Raw genomic sequence first — 14,283 nt, forward strand, 5'->3', positions numbered from 1 at the left:
GGATTCCAGACTCGATTATCGAAGGCCAAGCCTTGGGTAGAGTGCAGTCCTGCTACGGCATCCGATATTGGAGGACTGCAACCATGAGTACCGAAGTCAAGTCACTTCTGGACAGAGAGGAGATCAAGGATCTACGAGTCCTGTACGCGCATCACCTTGATGGCAACAACATCGAGGACCTGGACCAGGTCTTCTCTGACGATGCAGTGGTGGAGGTAACCGTTGGCAGGATGGAGGGCATTGATGCAATCCGCGCTGGGCTGAACGAGGCATTCCAGTTGTTCGACCGGGACCGCCAAGGCACCTATCCCTTCATGCACGCCATCGTGAATCACCGGGTGCGGCTAACCGGTCCAGATAGCGCGGAAGGTCGCTGCTATCTCATTGACTTCGAAACGGCCAGTAAACCAGATCCAAATCCGCTATTGCTGCTTGGCCTGTATGCGGACGAGTACAGAAGAATCAACGGACAGTGGCGCATTACCCGCACACGCCTGGAAGTGGTGTGGCCAGACCGTGGCGTTGCAAGCAAGGAAGAACCAGGCAAGGCGGCGGAGGCGTAAGGTATGTCAGATCCGTTGAAGTTGAGCATCCTGGACTACTCGCCGGTTGACGAGGCACTCAGTGCGACAGATGCCCTGGCGGCCACTGTGCGCTTCGCGAAGCGGGCAGAGGAGAGTGGCTATCACCGCTACTGGGTGTCCGAGCATCATGGCGCTGAGGCGACCGCAAGCAATTCACCTGAGATTCTCATTTCTCGGATTGCCTCGGCAACAGAGTCGATCAGGGTCGGCTCCGGCGGGGTGCTGCTGCCGAACTACAGCAGTCTGAAGATTGCCGAAAACTACCAGTTACTTGAGGCGATTTTTCCGAATCGCATCGACATGGGCTTCGGCCGGGCACCCGGCGCAGACCAGCGCACGAACCTCGCGCTCAACGATGAGAAAGCCGGATCCATACCGTACCCACAGAAGGTTGCAGATCTGCTGGGCTTCGTAACGGGCAGGCATCTTCCCCGGTCCCGGTATGCAGGCATGCAGGCCCAGCCGCTAACCAGAAATCCTCCGCAGCCGTTTGTTCTCGGCGCATCTGGTGCGACGGCCGACATCGCTGCGCAGGCGGGACTGGGCTTCACGTTTGCGCACTTCATCAATCCCGGTGCCACGGGGCGCCAAGCAGCCGAGGCCTACCGAAGGTCGTTCGTGCCGAGTGAGTTCCGGCAAATTCCTTCCGTTATCGTGGCCGTGTTTGTGGCCGTGGGCCGAAGCGAGGATGAGGCCGCCCGGTACGCCGACGCATTCCATCTGTGGCTCACCTACGCCGAAAGTGTCCGGCCGTTTGATCGTGTGCCTTCGCTGGGTACCACGCGTGAGCACCAATGGGCGCCGGAGGAGCGCGCTGTCAGATCGCGCAATGGTGGCCGCCTGATCTCAGGCACTGCGCCCCAGGTCGTGGCTGAGCTTCGCAAGCTCGCGCTAGCGTATGGAACCGATGAGGTCATGGTGAACTTCATGATGCCGGGTGAGGAAGCAAGGCTATACGCGCTTGAGTCCATTGCCAGGCTGGTCAACGCTGCCTCTGAGAGCACGGTCGGTGGCGCGCCTGCGCTCGCCAAGGATTCGCTCGAATGACCAGAGCAGTCCTGGCAGACCCGGCGGCGATGGGTGTGCGGCACCACCTGGCGCTCCACCTGGCGCATCGCTGGTTTGCCTTTCTGGAGTCAGAAGGCGGCGACATTGACGCGCATCTTGAGATGTTTCATCCCCGCGTCCGGCTATCAGGCAGGCGCGGTGACCATGTGTTTGCTGACGATCGTGCAAGCCTGTTACGGTGGTTCGCTTCGGTCCCCGAAGAGGTCAGTTCACACCACATCATTCACTCAAGCTTCGTTGCGGGGGAAGGCGGTGTTGGACAGCTGAGCATGGTTGTTGCATACCAGGCGCCACAACCAGATGGCATGCGCGGCTCGATCATCAGTTATGAGACAACGGTGGAGTTTGTCGATGAGGGCGCAAGGTTCTTATCGCTGGATAAGACGCCGATTCTTGCCAACGCCAGTTCGGAGTACCACACCTCCTGGGCTGCCAATCGTGTTCTTGCACTGGTTCACGCTGAACTGGCCAGCACGGATCAAACCAGTACCGTGCTGAGCGGTGTATTGGGCAGCTCGGTGTCCAAGGTAATGGCAGTGTCTGTCGCACAGGAGGGTGCTCGCGACTACCATGCAGTGGTAACGGCGATAGGGGGGGCGTCGAACGGCGTTCGCGTCGTCAGGTTGGCATTGCTCGACGACCTGAAACCCATCGTTCCGATCATCACTCGGATCGAGGCAGTCAACCCGGGGCCATGAGCTGCACACGCCCCTGGGGTCAGGAGAGAAAGCCGGAATCCGGCGCCTGAGCCAGCATGGTGAGGCGATCAACGATCGCCCTTACCTTCGGTTGAACGTATTGCGATTTAGGCCACACCGCATGGATGGGCATCTCTTCGCCGGCATAACCATCCAGCAAAGAGACAAGGAGCCCGTCGGCGATCGCTTGTCCGACCAGCCACGTGGGCATCTGCATGATTCCGCACCCTGCAATACCCGCCTGCAACATGGCTTCGCCATCGCTGAACTCGTGACGGGGCTCGACCTCCAGTCGCATCGGTTTGCCGTCCTTGCCCTTCAACAGCCATGGGACTTTGTGTCCCCGCCTGGGCCCGGTAATGCAGTCCTGCTGAAGGACGTCATGGGGCATTTCAATCTGACCATGGCGCTCAACGTAGTCCGGGGACGCACATATCACAAGTCGCTGCGTTCCAAGCCGCCTGGCGACCAGGTTGTAGTCACTTGCCAGTGTCCCGATTCGCACAGCCAGATCGAACTGCTCCTCAACCAGATCAACGGTACGCTCGGAGAACGACACTGTCAGATCCAAGCGCGGGTACTCAACCGCCATCGCGAGCAGTGACGGGAGAATGTGTCTCCGGCCGAAGGCGGCAGGCAATTCGATCCTGACGCGACCCTGGGGATTCGTGTCCTTGGGCGAAAGCCCCGCCTCGACGTCATCCAGCTGACTGATGACGCCACGACACGTAGACAAATAGGCTTCGCCTTCCTGGGTCAATGTGAGGCGTCGGGTCGTTCGATGGAACAGTTTCAGGCCTACCCGCGCCTCCAGCCGGGTTACGGCCTTCGCTACGCCGGAAGGCGTCATTCGCAGCTCCTCCGCAGCGGTAGTGAAACTGCCGTGCTTGGCTGCGCAGACGAATGCTTCTATGCCTGAAAAGCGCTCACCGTCTGACATTGATGACTCCTGGGATCAAAAGATCGTCGTCGCAGAGGGATTATCTTTCATTAGACCACAAATAGACTGGGCCTTCTCTCCTTCCAGACCAGTCAAATGTTCGCCACCCACGCCAGCGTTGATCCAGCACAGCCCAGTAAGGGAGTGCCGGCTCAAGGCAACTCAATGGGGCGCGTCTTCCGGCGCGGCCGGCTCACAGTAGGTCTGATTCTGCCGCTGGAGACCCACCCCGGTACGCCTTGGCCAACGATGGAAGACCATCTGGCAATGGCGGCAAAGGCGGAGAGCATGGGTTTCTCCGCGCTGTGGCTGCGGGATATTCCGTTCTACGACCCGCGTTACGGCGATGCCGGGCAGATTTACGAACCCATGGTGTACATGTCGGCACTGGCTGCTGCGACGCGAACAATCGCCCTGGGCACGGCGGGTGTCGTCTTGCCGCTCAGGGACCCAAAGCTGCTCGCTAGACAAGCGACGTCTGTGGACCAACTTTCCAACGGCCGCCTACTGCTCGGGCTGTCTTCCGGTGATCGGCCTGCGGAGTACCCGCTGTTCGACATCGACTTCCAGAGTCGAGGTGAGCGCTTTCGCGACGCGTTCGATGTGCTCCGGACGGTAACCGAACAGGACTTCCCGGAGTTCAAGTCTCCCCGCTTCGGCATGTCAAACGGTGAATTCGACCTGTTGCCAAAGCCTGTCGACAAGGCATTGCCACTTCTCGGAATCGGCCGGGCACAACAATGCACCGACTGGCTCGCCGAGCACGTTGATGGGCTGATCGTGCCGGCACCAGATCCCTCCGGGTTGGCTGCGCTCGCCCAGGATTGGAGTTCACGGGTCGCGCGCGTCAATCATCCAGGCATACATAAGCCTTTAGGAGTGGCCGGATTCCTCGATCTGGTCGAGGACGCCAGGCACCCGCTGCAGAGGATTCGAGGCGGCTTCCGCACGGGCCGTGCAGGGCTCGCAGATCTGCTTGACGTCATTGCCGCGTCGGGGATCGAGCACGTTGCGCTGAATCCGAAGATCACCCGCCGGCCCTACGCCGAGCTCATGGCTGAGATGACGGAGCTTGTTTTCCCACGGGTGGCCAGCCTCGATCGCGGCGAACAGAACAGCCACTGACACCCCACTATTGCGGAGCCAACCATGCCGAATCTTTTTGACCCGATCAATCTTGCAGGACTCCACCTTGCCAATCGTATCGTGATGGCGCCGATGACGCGGGCACGTGCCCGCTCGGGCGTAGCCGATGAGCAGACTGCGCTGTACTACAAGCAGCGCGCATCTGCTGGGCTCATCATCAGCGAGGGAATCCCGGTATCCCTGGAGGGCACGGGTTTCCTGTTCATTCCCGGTCTTTACACGGATGAGCAGGAGGCCGGATGGCGTGGGGTGACGCGTGCCGTGCATGAGGCGGGAGGGCGAATTTTCGCTCAGCTGTGGCACGTAGGTCGCATGTCGCATCGATCACTGCAGCCGTCCGCCGGCTCGCCTGTGTCATCTGTCGCGAGAACTGCGGTGGGCGCAACGGCGTATGGCTGGATGGAGGCGGGAGTGCCGGGCGTAGTTGCCGCAGACACGCCACGTGCATTGCTGACGTCCGAGATTCCACGCCTGGTTGACGATTTCCGACGGGCAGCCCGTCGCGCGATGGACGCAGGTTTCGACGGCGTCGAGCTTCATGCCGCCAACGCTTATTTGTTCGAGCAGTTCATCAATGGTGAGCTGAACACCCGAGCCGATGCCTATGGCGGATCCATCGAGAACCGCATCCGTCTGCTCCTTGAAACCATTGATGCAATGAGCGACGAGATCGGAAGCGGGAAGATCGGCGTGCGTATAACGCCGTTTGGGCGCATGTCGGACATGAAGGGTTTTGCGGATGAGGCAGACACCTGGCTCGCTGTTGCACACGCATTGAGTCGGCGAGCCCTTGCCTACCTGCATTGCAGTGACAAGGATGGCATGGCTGATACAGGCGTTCCGAGCGGATTCGGATCAGAGTTTCGGCGCGCGTACCAAGGGACGCTGATATCCGCAGGCGGCTTCACCCTTCAGGACGCACAGGCCGCCGTGATGAGTTCGAGCCTGGATATGGTTGCCTTTGGTAGACCATTCATCTCCAACCCGGATTTCGTTGAGCGGGTGCGAAATGGCTGGCCGTTGAAGGAAGCCGACCGCACCACCTTCTACGGACCGCATGGACCGAAAGGCTACACCGATTACCTTCGCTATGAAGAATCCGAAATCTGCGCCGCTTGCACCTAGCACGACATGATTTCGTCTGCGTGCTGTGTGGGAATGCTCCATCGGCGCAGATATACACGCCCGGTACACACGGCCGCTGGCCGATGATAGGAAGTAATGATGATGTCTACCAGAACACGGGCTGAGTTGCGAAGCGCGATTGAGTCCTTCTTTGCAGCGTGGGCCACCAATGACTGGTCCGCCATGACCGAGGTGGTTGGCATGAACACCCGGCTCATCAGCGGCCAACACGGCAGTGCCACCGGACTTGAACACATCGCCACTGCATTGGGCGGTGACACATCCATTGCCAAGCTGAGCATCCGCACCTCCAATCATTATGTGGGTGCATCAGGCCACAAGGCAGTGGCCAGTGCGTATGCAATCGCAGGGAGACCCGGTGGCCGCGTCCCCCTTCTTTTCGGAGCTACCGCCGTATTCGAGCTATCAATGGCAGATGATGCTTGGGTATTCAGCGAAATCCGCCTGTCGGTGAACTGGTTCCGAGGCACCAGCGTTGACGTGAAGCATTGGAGCCATATACCCGACGGTTCAGGCTGGAAGCTGGGCGACGCACCGCCGACAATCGTGAGTGAACTGGATTCGCCTTGGGCAAAACTTGCCCATTCAGACCTTCCACTTTCCACTGAAGATGCGCTGCGGGAGCTCTACAGCCGGTACTCGTTCGCTATCGACCAAGGCGATATCGCACTCCTCGCTGACAGCTTCTCAGCTGATGTCCGTGGAGGATTCTCGCCAATGGGCCAGCTGGCGGGGCGCCACGCCGTGGTTGGGCAACTAAAGAGCTTTCGTCGGCATTGGCCGTGGATGCAGCATTTCGCGGATGTTCCACGTATCGAGGTTGATCCAGACGGACTTCGTGGCCGGATGATCGTTGCCCGCATCATCCCAGAGCGACAGGATGAGCCGGGCATTGGACCTGTCTATGGCGCCCACTATCAGATCGAAGCTGCACGAGAAGCAGATGGAAAATGGCGAATTCAGTGGACCGACTATCGACCTGGTTGGTTCACGCCCTCAGCTGTTCCTGGATTCGATATCGGGAAGAGCGCCGCGTAGCTCGATGCGCCGGCGGTCCGCTTCTGGCCGTCAGCGACCCCCGCCTGCGAAGGCGGCCAGCTCCTCCGCCTGACCTTCGGGGAAGGATTCCCTGAGCAGGTCGAGCAGCGCCGACACCCTTGAGCTGAGCAGTCGTCGCGACGGGTACAGTGCCCATATCTCGATGGGCGGCGCCTTTGCATTTCCCCATGACACCAATGCGCCATCCCTGAGATCGTCGGCAACCAGCGAGAAGGGCAGCATCGCTGCGCCGGTGCCTGCACGAACGGCATCGCGCACCATGGTCAGTGCGCCCAGGCGCAGCACCGGATCCACCGCGATACGTATCTCGCCTCGCGGCGTTATTAAGTCCCAGCCGGTGGCATCGCTCGACGGCCGGAACACCGCAGGCGCCGTCTCGCCCATCGCGGGCAGGGGCAGGTCCGGGTGCGCTACCGCCACCAGGCGGTCCCGGATCAGCACCCGCCCCACCAGCCGCTCATCCGGATCCGGATTGACCCTTATCACCAGGTCATAGCCTTCTTCCACCATGTCCACGGCGCGGTCTTCGGTGGTGATGTCGAGCCGCACCTGTGGATAGCGCTTTACGAATTCGGCTGCAATTTTGCCCAGCGCCATCTGCGAGAAAAGCATCGGTGCGCTCACGCGCAGCCGGCCGCGGGGCGTGTCGCCGCCTGAGGCAATGGACGTGGCCGCTTCGTCCAGTTCGGTAAGCAGCGTCTCGGTGCGCTCGAACAGCGCCCGACCTTCCTCGGTGAGCTTCAGCGTGTGCGAGCCACGCTCGAACAGCCGCACCCCCAGGCTGGCCTCCAGTTCACCCACGCGACGCGACAGCGTTGCCTTCGGGCGCCCGGCCGCGCGCGCGGCACGGCCAAACCCGCCGTGTCGCGCCACCAGGTTGAAGTCGGCCAAGGCCAGAAGGTCCATGTGTTCCACCAGCGAGACAGGTGGTCCAAGTATATGGGCTATCGGCCCGCAAGCGGATCAATAACCATGAGGCCTCACCACTCACCCGGAGTACCCCATGACCATTCTTGTTACCGGCGCCACTGGCACTATCGGCCGTCAGGTCGTTCAGCACCTCATCCAGCGCGGCGCAAACGTTCGCGCACTGGTCCGCACCCCCGCCACCGCCAACCTGCCCGCCACCGTGGAACTGGTGCAGGGCGACATGCTGGACGTGGATGCCCTCCGCCAAGCGCTGAAGGGCGTCTCCACGCTGTTCCTGCTCAACGCCGTGGTCGCCGACGAATTCACGCAGGCACTCATCACCCTCAACGTCGCCCGCGAGGCGGGGGTGAAGCGCGTGGTGTACCTGTCGGTGATCCACAGCGACCGCTACGTCAACGTGCCGCACTTCGCCGGCAAGTTCGGCGTGGAGCGCATGATCGAGCAGATGGGCTTCAGCGCCACGATCCTGCGCCCGGCCTATTTCATCGATAACGACCTCACTATCAAGGACGTGGTGCAGGGCTACGGTGTGTACCCCATGCCGATCGGCAGCAAGGGGTTGGCGATGATCGACACCCGCGACATCGCCGAGATTGCCGCCATCGAACTGCTCAACCGCGAACAGGCGCCGGACAACCGCGCGCTGACCCGACTCGACCTGGTGGGCCCGGAAGCACTCACCGGAGAACAGGTGGCCGCCATCTGGAGCGATGTGCTGAACCGCCCGATCGCCTACGGCGGCGATGACACGGCCGCCTTCGAGCAGAACCTGCGCCAGTTCATGCCGGCGTGGATGGCCTACGACATGCGACAGATGGCCGAGCGTTTCATCAGCGACGGCATGCTGCCGGGCGCGGGTGACGTGGAGCGGTTGATGCAGTTGCTGGGGCGGCCGTTGCGCACGTACGCAGCGTTTGCGGCGGAGCATGCGTCAGCGGGCTGAAGGCCGAGCAATTGCAACGGTTGAACCGCTACCTCCTAGAGCTCTCAGCCTTCGCCATCTGGGCGTCCGCTCTTGCCGAAAGCGGACCTCGACGAGCGACCGAGGGAGGCTGCACGACGCGCTGAATTGGTTGCCTTGCTTGGCGAACAGAAGTAGATCCGCGCACACCAATCGCACCAACCGGGTAACCAAACAAGATGAGGATCAGTACGCAAGAGGATTGGGCAGTGTTCCAAGCATCAGCGAAGTCATGATGAAGGCTGCAAGTAACCCTGCAAACGGACCAACAAATCCGTAGAGAGCCAGGGCGAGGAACTGGACCCAAAGCGGACACCACGGGCGACGACTCAGCCATTTCGTCGGCGACCCGAGTGATTCATCGGCGGCTTCTGTTGCTTGGTCGCAAACCGGTTGCCACGCCCCCGCGCGGAGGGCAATTTGCGGCGGCGATCACGTCGACCTGGAGCCGCGCATGACCCCCGTTGCCCTGTATTCGCCCGATCCGGCCCGCGGCTGGCTGCCTTGGGCCTGGTTGACGCCGATCCTGATGATCCTGTTCAACGCGGTGCCGGTGATCGCGCTGGACGGGTGGATGCAGTCTCAGCATTGGTCGACGCCGAGCGGCGATCCGATCGGCCTCGCTGGCTTGCATGCGCTGCTGTGGATCGGCTTCGCGCCGACGCTGGCGGCCGTGCTCGGCTGGGTACGCTTCGTCGAAGGGCGCTCGCTGGCGAGTATCGGGCTGACCGGTCCGTCGCCACTGAAAACCTTCCTGCACGGACTGGCCGTTGGATTCGGCACGATCGCGCTGGTCGTAGTCGCGATCTGGATGGCTGGCGGCATGCAGGCGGCGGATTTGGGGCCGGCCTGGCGTTCGTCCGTCAGTCTGCTCCACATCGGTCTGCTGCTATTGGGTTTCATGTTCCAGGCGAGCGTGGAGGAAGTCATCTTTCGCGGCTGGATGCTGTCGGTGGTGGCGCGCAAGACCAATGTCACGGTGGCAGTGCTGCTGGTATCGCTCGTTTTCTGCTTCCTGCATTTCAGTCCGCACCAGCCGCCCCGGGTCATGCTCGGCACGTTCCTGTTCTCGCTGTTCGCCTGCGCCTGGGCGCTGCGGACCGGCAATATCTGGGGCGTGATGGGCTGGCACGCGGGGTGGAACTGGTTGCTCGCGACCGGCTTCGAACTGCCCGTCACCGGCATGGACTCGCACTTGCCGGCCCTGCTGGTGGCGCTGCGCCCGTATGGTCCCGACGCTCTGACCGGTGGCGCGGAAGGACCAGAAGGCAGTTACCTGTGCAGCGTCTTCCTCGTCGCCGCGATCGCCTGGATCCAGTGGCGAAAGACGCGCGGAGCTCAGACCTTCTAGCCGCCCAGCAGGTAACGCCACTGCCCGGGGCACCGCCCCGCCCGGGCCCTTGATGGTCCGTCACGACCAACGGTCGTGACCTACCGGATGCGGGGTCAGCGGCTACGTCCATTCGGTGGCGTGCCAGTCCCGCGCGTTAGATCACTGCGATCTTGGCCTTGGCCAGCGCCTCGCGCACCATCCCGTCGTTGGCCTCGGTCACCGGGCGCGTCAGCTCCCAGTGGAACTTCACCCGGAACCCCGCCTTCACCGCATCCTGTGCGCTCCATAACACACAGTAGTCCCGCGCCAACCCGCACACATGCACCTCGCGGATGCCACGCTCGTGCAGCCAGCCGGCAAGGCCGGTGGCCGGGCGGGTGCCGTCAGGCCCATGGTTCTCCCGGAATGCACTATAGGAGTCCACCTCACGGCGGGTGCCCTTGCGCAGGATCAGGTCGGCCACGGTCCAGTCCACGCCCGGGTGCAGCACGGCGCCCTCGCTGCCCTGCACACAGTGGTTCGGCCACAAGGTCTGCGGCTGCGCATGCAGCAGGATGGTCTCGAACGGGAGCTTGCCCGGATGCTGGCTGGCGAACGACGCGTGGTCGGCCGGGTGCCAGTCCTGGGTTGCCACCACGGTGCGGTAGCGACGTTCCGCCAGCAGGGCGGTAATCGGCGCTACCAGCGCATCCCCTTCCTCGCAGGCCAGCGCGCCACCGGGCATGAAGTCCGGCTGCAGGTCGATTACCAGCAGGGCGACATCGGCGGGCAGGGCGGTCATGGAAGCTCCAGCGCAACGGGGGGCAACCAGCGTGGCGGCCCCCCGCCCGTACGTCAATCGCCCTTGGGCGCGTCGTTGTCCTGGCCGTAATACAACAGCCCGATCTTGATCCGCTCACGGTTGTTCTCGCGCCGGTGGCGGTTGGCATCCCGCAGCGAGTACACGCAGCCGCAGTACTCCTGCTGGTAGAACTGCTCCCGCTTGCTGATCTCCACCATGCGCGCGGCGCCACCGCCCTTGCGCCAGTTGTAATCCCAGTACTGGATGCCGGGGTAGTGGGCAGCAGCACGGTGGCCGCAGTCGTTGATCTGCTTCATGTCCTTCCAGCGCGAGATGCCCAGCGAGCTGCTGATCACCGGAAAGCCATGCTCATGCGCGTACAGCGCGGTGCGCACAAAGCGCATGTCGAAGCACATGGTGCAACGGATGCCGCGTTCGGGTTCGTTCTCCATGCCACGGGCGCGGGCGAACCAGTTGTCGGTGTCGTAGTCCGCGTCAATGAAGGGCACGCCATGCTGCTCGGCGAAGCGGATGTTCTCCTGCTTGCGCAGCTCGTACTCGCGTGCCGGGTGGATGTTGGGGTTGTAGAAGAAGATCGTGTAGTCGATCCCGGAAGTGGTGATGGCCTCCATGACCTCGCCGGAGCAGGGCGCACAGCACGAATGCAGCAGCAGCTTGTCGTGGCCGCCGGGCAGGGTGAGGGTGGGGCGGATGAAATCGGTCATGCGGAAATCCATTGACCCCGCTGCCGGCAACGGCGGCAGCGGGGTCCTTGTGCAACAGTGGAAAGGTCAGGCGGCGTTGGCGTCGGCGGTTTCGGCGCGCAGCTGGTGGGCCGCCGCTACCAGCGCTTCCAGTGCGGCGCGGGTCTCCGGCCAGCCGCGGGTCTTGAGCCCGCAGTCCGGGTTCACCCAGATCTGCTCGGGGCGAAGCACCTCGGCGGCCTTGCGCAGCAGGGAGAGCATCTCCTCCTTGTCCGGCACGCGCGGCGAGTGGATGTCGTACACGCCCGGACCGATTTCGTTGGGGTACTGGAAGCGCACGAAGGCATCCAGCAGTTCCATGCGCGAGCGCGAGGTCTCGATGGAGATCACGTCGGCGTCCATTGCCGCCACCGAGTGGATGATGTCGTTGAACTCGGAGTAGCACATGTGGGTGTGGATCTGGGTGGCATCGCGCACGCCGCTGGCGCTGATCCGGAACGCTTCCACTGCCCAGTCCAGGTACTCGCGCCATTGTGCCCGGCGCAGCGGCAGGCCTTCGCGGATGGCGGGTTCGTCGATCTGGATCACGCCGATGCCGGCCGCCTCCAGGTCCAGCACCTCATCGCGCAGCGCCAGCGCGATCTGCCGGCAGGTATCGGCGCGGGCCTGGTCATCCCGTACGAACGACCACTGCAGCACCGTTACCGGGCCGGTCAGCATGCCCTTCATGGGGCGGTCGGTGAGCGATTGTGCGTACTGCGACCAGCGCACGGTCATGGGCTGTGGGCGGGTCACGTCGCCGTAGATCACCGGCGGCTTCACGCAGCGCGAGCCGTAGCTCTGCACCCAGCCGTTCTTGGTGAAGGCAAAGCCCTCCAGCTGCTCGCCGAAGTACTCCACCATGTCGTTGCGCTCGAACTCGCCGTGCACCAGCACGTCCAGCCCGATCTGCTCCTGGATGCGCACGCAGTGCTCGGTCTGGCTGGCCAGAAACGCATCGTAGTCGGCGTCGGGCAGGGTGCCGGACTTGTTGCGGGCGCGGGCCTCACGCACTTCCAGCGTCTGCGGGAAGGAACCAATGGTGGTGGTGGGGAAGCGCGGCAGCTTCAGTGCGGCGGCCTGGGCCAGGTGGCGCTGCGGGTAGCGGCTGTGGCGCTGTGCATCGGCCGGGGTCAGTGCGGCCAGGCGCGCGGCCACGGCGGGGTTGTGCACGCGCGGCGAGCGCTTGCGGGAGGCGACGCGCTCGCGCGAGAGCTCAAGCGCGGCTTCGGCGCGCGCCGGCGCGTCGATCGCATCGGCCAGCACGCGCAGCTCTTCCAGCTTCTGCTTCGAGAACGCCAGCCAGCCACGCAGTTCGTCGTCCAGCTTCTTCTCATGCGCCAGGTCCACCGGGCTGTGCAGCAGCGAACACGATGGCGCCAGCCACAGGAAATCGCTGCCCAGCTGGCCGTGGGCATAGCGCGCCAGCACCAGCGCGTTGTCCAGGTGGGTACGCCAGATGTTGCGGCCGTTGACCAGGCCGGCCGAGAGCACGCGGCCGGCGGGCAGGGCCTTGATCACCGCATCCAGCTGTTCCGGCGCGCGCACCAGGTCCACGTGCAGGCCATCCACCGGCAGCGAGGCCGCCAGTTCCAGGTTGTCGTCCAATGCGCCGAAGTAGGTGGCCACCAGCACCTTCGGGCGGGGGGCGTCGGCCAGCACGGCGTATGCGTGTTCAAACGCGGCGCGCGCCTCCGGGCTGAGGTCCTGCACCAGCGCCGGCTCATCCAGCTGCACCCACTGCGCGCCTGCGGCCAGCAGCTGGCCCAGCAGCTGCACGTACACCGGCAGCAGCGCATCCAGCAGGTCCAGCGCCGGGCTGCCGTCGGTGGTCTTGGACAGCAGCAGGAAGGTCACCGGGCCGATCAGCACCGGGCGGGTTTCGATACCCAGCGCCCTGGCCTGGCGGTACTCGGCCAGCGGCTTGTCGCCGCGCAGCGCGAAGCCCTGGCCGGCCTGCAGTTCGGGCACGAGGTAGTGGTAGTTGGTGTCGAACCACTTGGTCATTTCCAGCGCGTGCAGGTCGAAGCCATCGCGCTGCAGCCCGCGTGCCATCGCGAAATAGCCGGCCAGCGGATCGGCATCGGCCAGCGCGCGGTAGCGGGCGGGAATGGCATCGAACAGGAAGGCGGCATCCAGCACCTGGTCGTACAGGCTGAAGTCGTTGCTGGGTGGCACATCCACCCCGGCGTCGCGCTGCAGCTGCCAATGCGTGGTACGCAGGGCGGTGGCGGTGTCCTGCAGCGCTTCGGCGCTGCTCTGGCCGGACCAGTACGCTTCCAGCGCGCGCTTGAGCTCGCGTTTGGCGCCGATGCGGGGGAAACCCAGGTTGGTAACAGTGGTCATGGAACGTGTCCTCATTGCAGTAGCGGCATTGAGGAACGAAGGAACTGCGCGGCACCCACGCCATTGCTGCCGTGTCCGCCCCGCCAGCGACCTTCGCCCCCGCGGGCGAACCGGATGCCGTGAAGCGGACGCACGGGGGCAGCGCCACGCAGGACGCATGGCGGCAGGCCCCGGCAACCTCCCCGCGGACGTTCCAGGTCGAATCAGAGGACGGTCGTGTCCTCCGGCCGGGGCCGGTATTCGGGCTGATGGACACGGGCACGGAGCCCACCTACTTCCTGCCGCTTCCCAGGCGCCAAGCCCAGTGCTGTTGGCAGGTTTCGTTTCCACTCACCGCTGCGGGGCAGCTCCGGAATGGGTGCGCAAGGCACCGTCACCGGATTCCCGTTTAAACCCATCCCTTCATCTGCATGAAGAGATGGATACCTTCGACGAGCACAAGGTAGGCCGAGTTGGGGCGGCGGTCAAGGGGAGTGCGTGCACTGCCTTGTGCGGCCCACTGCATCCGTGCGCCCACTTGCCGCGTATCTCTCCAGCAACCTCCCATG

The 14,283-nt window shown here is 63.5% G+C and carries 13 protein-coding genes and 1 riboswitch; of the genes, 8 read left to right on the forward strand and 5 right to left on the reverse strand.

The window, feature by feature from the left end; genetic code table 11:
- Window positions 1–83 precede the first annotated feature (83 nt).
- Genes AC06E7_RS08050 through AC06E7_RS08060 form a run of 3 tightly spaced genes read left to right on the forward strand, consistent with a single transcriptional unit; the run spans window position 84 to window position 2,350 of the window.
- Window positions 84–563 (forward strand): nuclear transport factor 2 family protein, encoded by a 480-nt coding sequence (locus AC06E7_RS08050; RefSeq protein ID WP_478064019.1) that lies wholly within the window; start codon window positions 84–86, stop codon window positions 561–563.
- Window positions 564–566: 3 nt separating this feature from the next.
- Window positions 567–1,631, forward strand: coding sequence for an LLM class flavin-dependent oxidoreductase (locus tag AC06E7_RS08055; RefSeq protein ID WP_478064020.1), 1,065 nt, complete (start codon window positions 567–569; stop codon window positions 1,629–1,631).
- Window positions 1,628–2,350 (forward strand): hypothetical protein, encoded by a 723-nt coding sequence (locus AC06E7_RS08060; protein ID WP_478064021.1) that lies wholly within the window; start codon window positions 1,628–1,630, stop codon window positions 2,348–2,350. The genes AC06E7_RS08055 and AC06E7_RS08060 overlap by 4 nt, the downstream gene beginning before the upstream one ends.
- Before the next feature lie 19 nt (window positions 2,351–2,369).
- Here the strand turns inward: AC06E7_RS08060 and AC06E7_RS08065 are convergent, their stop codons facing one another.
- Window positions 2,370–3,290, reverse strand: a complete 921-nt coding sequence (locus AC06E7_RS08065; RefSeq protein ID WP_478064023.1) for a LysR family transcriptional regulator — start codon at window positions 3,288–3,290, stop codon at window positions 2,370–2,372.
- A 96-nt stretch (window positions 3,291–3,386) separates the two neighbouring features.
- Between AC06E7_RS08065 and AC06E7_RS08070 the strand changes: the two genes are divergently transcribed.
- From AC06E7_RS08070 to AC06E7_RS08080, 3 genes are all read left to right on the forward strand, one after another.
- Window positions 3,387–4,415 carry a TIGR03571 family LLM class oxidoreductase gene (locus AC06E7_RS08070; RefSeq protein WP_478064025.1) on the forward strand — a complete coding sequence of 343 codons (1,029 nt, stop codon included), beginning with the start codon at window positions 3,387–3,389 and terminating at the stop codon, window positions 4,413–4,415.
- 24 nt (window positions 4,416–4,439) lie between these two features.
- Window positions 4,440–5,561, forward strand: coding sequence for an alkene reductase (locus tag AC06E7_RS08075; protein WP_478064027.1), 1,122 nt, complete (start codon window positions 4,440–4,442; stop codon window positions 5,559–5,561).
- A 183-nt stretch (window positions 5,562–5,744) separates the two neighbouring features.
- Window positions 5,745–6,620, forward strand: coding sequence for a nuclear transport factor 2 family protein (locus AC06E7_RS08080; protein ID WP_478064029.1), 876 nt, complete (start codon window positions 5,745–5,747; stop codon window positions 6,618–6,620).
- Between the two features lie 30 nt (window positions 6,621–6,650).
- Here AC06E7_RS08080 and AC06E7_RS08085 read toward each other — a convergent pair whose 3' ends face one another.
- Complete coding sequence (locus tag AC06E7_RS08085; protein WP_478064031.1) at window positions 6,651–7,547, reverse strand: LysR family transcriptional regulator; 897 nt, start codon at window positions 7,545–7,547, stop codon at window positions 6,651–6,653.
- 97 nt (window positions 7,548–7,644) lie between these two features.
- Here AC06E7_RS08085 and AC06E7_RS08090 point away from each other — a divergent pair, with 97 nt between their 5' ends.
- Both AC06E7_RS08090 and AC06E7_RS08095 read left to right on the forward strand, forming a co-directional pair.
- Window positions 7,645–8,514, forward strand: a complete 870-nt coding sequence (locus tag AC06E7_RS08090; RefSeq protein ID WP_478064033.1) for an SDR family oxidoreductase — start codon at window positions 7,645–7,647, stop codon at window positions 8,512–8,514.
- 472 nt (window positions 8,515–8,986) lie between these two features.
- Complete coding sequence (locus tag AC06E7_RS08095) at window positions 8,987–9,883, forward strand: CPBP family intramembrane glutamic endopeptidase (RefSeq protein ID WP_478064035.1); 897 nt, start codon at window positions 8,987–8,989, stop codon at window positions 9,881–9,883.
- 136 nt (window positions 9,884–10,019) lie between these two features.
- Here the strand turns inward: AC06E7_RS08095 and pncA are convergent, their stop codons facing one another.
- The 3 genes from pncA to metE all read right to left on the reverse strand — a co-directional run bounded on the left by pncA (window position 10,020) and on the right by metE (window position 13,735).
- Window positions 10,020–10,646 carry a bifunctional nicotinamidase/pyrazinamidase gene (gene pncA, locus AC06E7_RS08100; RefSeq protein WP_478064037.1) on the reverse strand — a complete coding sequence of 209 codons (627 nt, stop codon included), beginning with the start codon at window positions 10,644–10,646 and terminating at the stop codon, window positions 10,020–10,022.
- Between the two features lie 53 nt (window positions 10,647–10,699).
- A complete protein-coding gene (locus AC06E7_RS08105; protein WP_478064039.1) occupies window positions 10,700–11,371 on the reverse strand; it encodes an epoxyqueuosine reductase QueH in 672 nt (223 codons plus the stop codon).
- A 66-nt stretch (window positions 11,372–11,437) separates the two neighbouring features.
- Window positions 11,438–13,735 carry a 5-methyltetrahydropteroyltriglutamate--homocysteine S-methyltransferase gene (metE, locus tag AC06E7_RS08110; RefSeq protein ID WP_478064041.1) on the reverse strand — a complete coding sequence of 766 codons (2,298 nt, stop codon included), beginning with the start codon at window positions 13,733–13,735 and terminating at the stop codon, window positions 11,438–11,440.
- 214 nt (window positions 13,736–13,949) lie between these two features.
- Window positions 13,950–14,181: riboswitch (cobalamin riboswitch) on the reverse strand.
- Window positions 14,182–14,283: the final 102 nt, after the last annotated feature.

It is taken from the genome of Stenotrophomonas sp. Steno-Z4, from assembly GCF_056393145.1.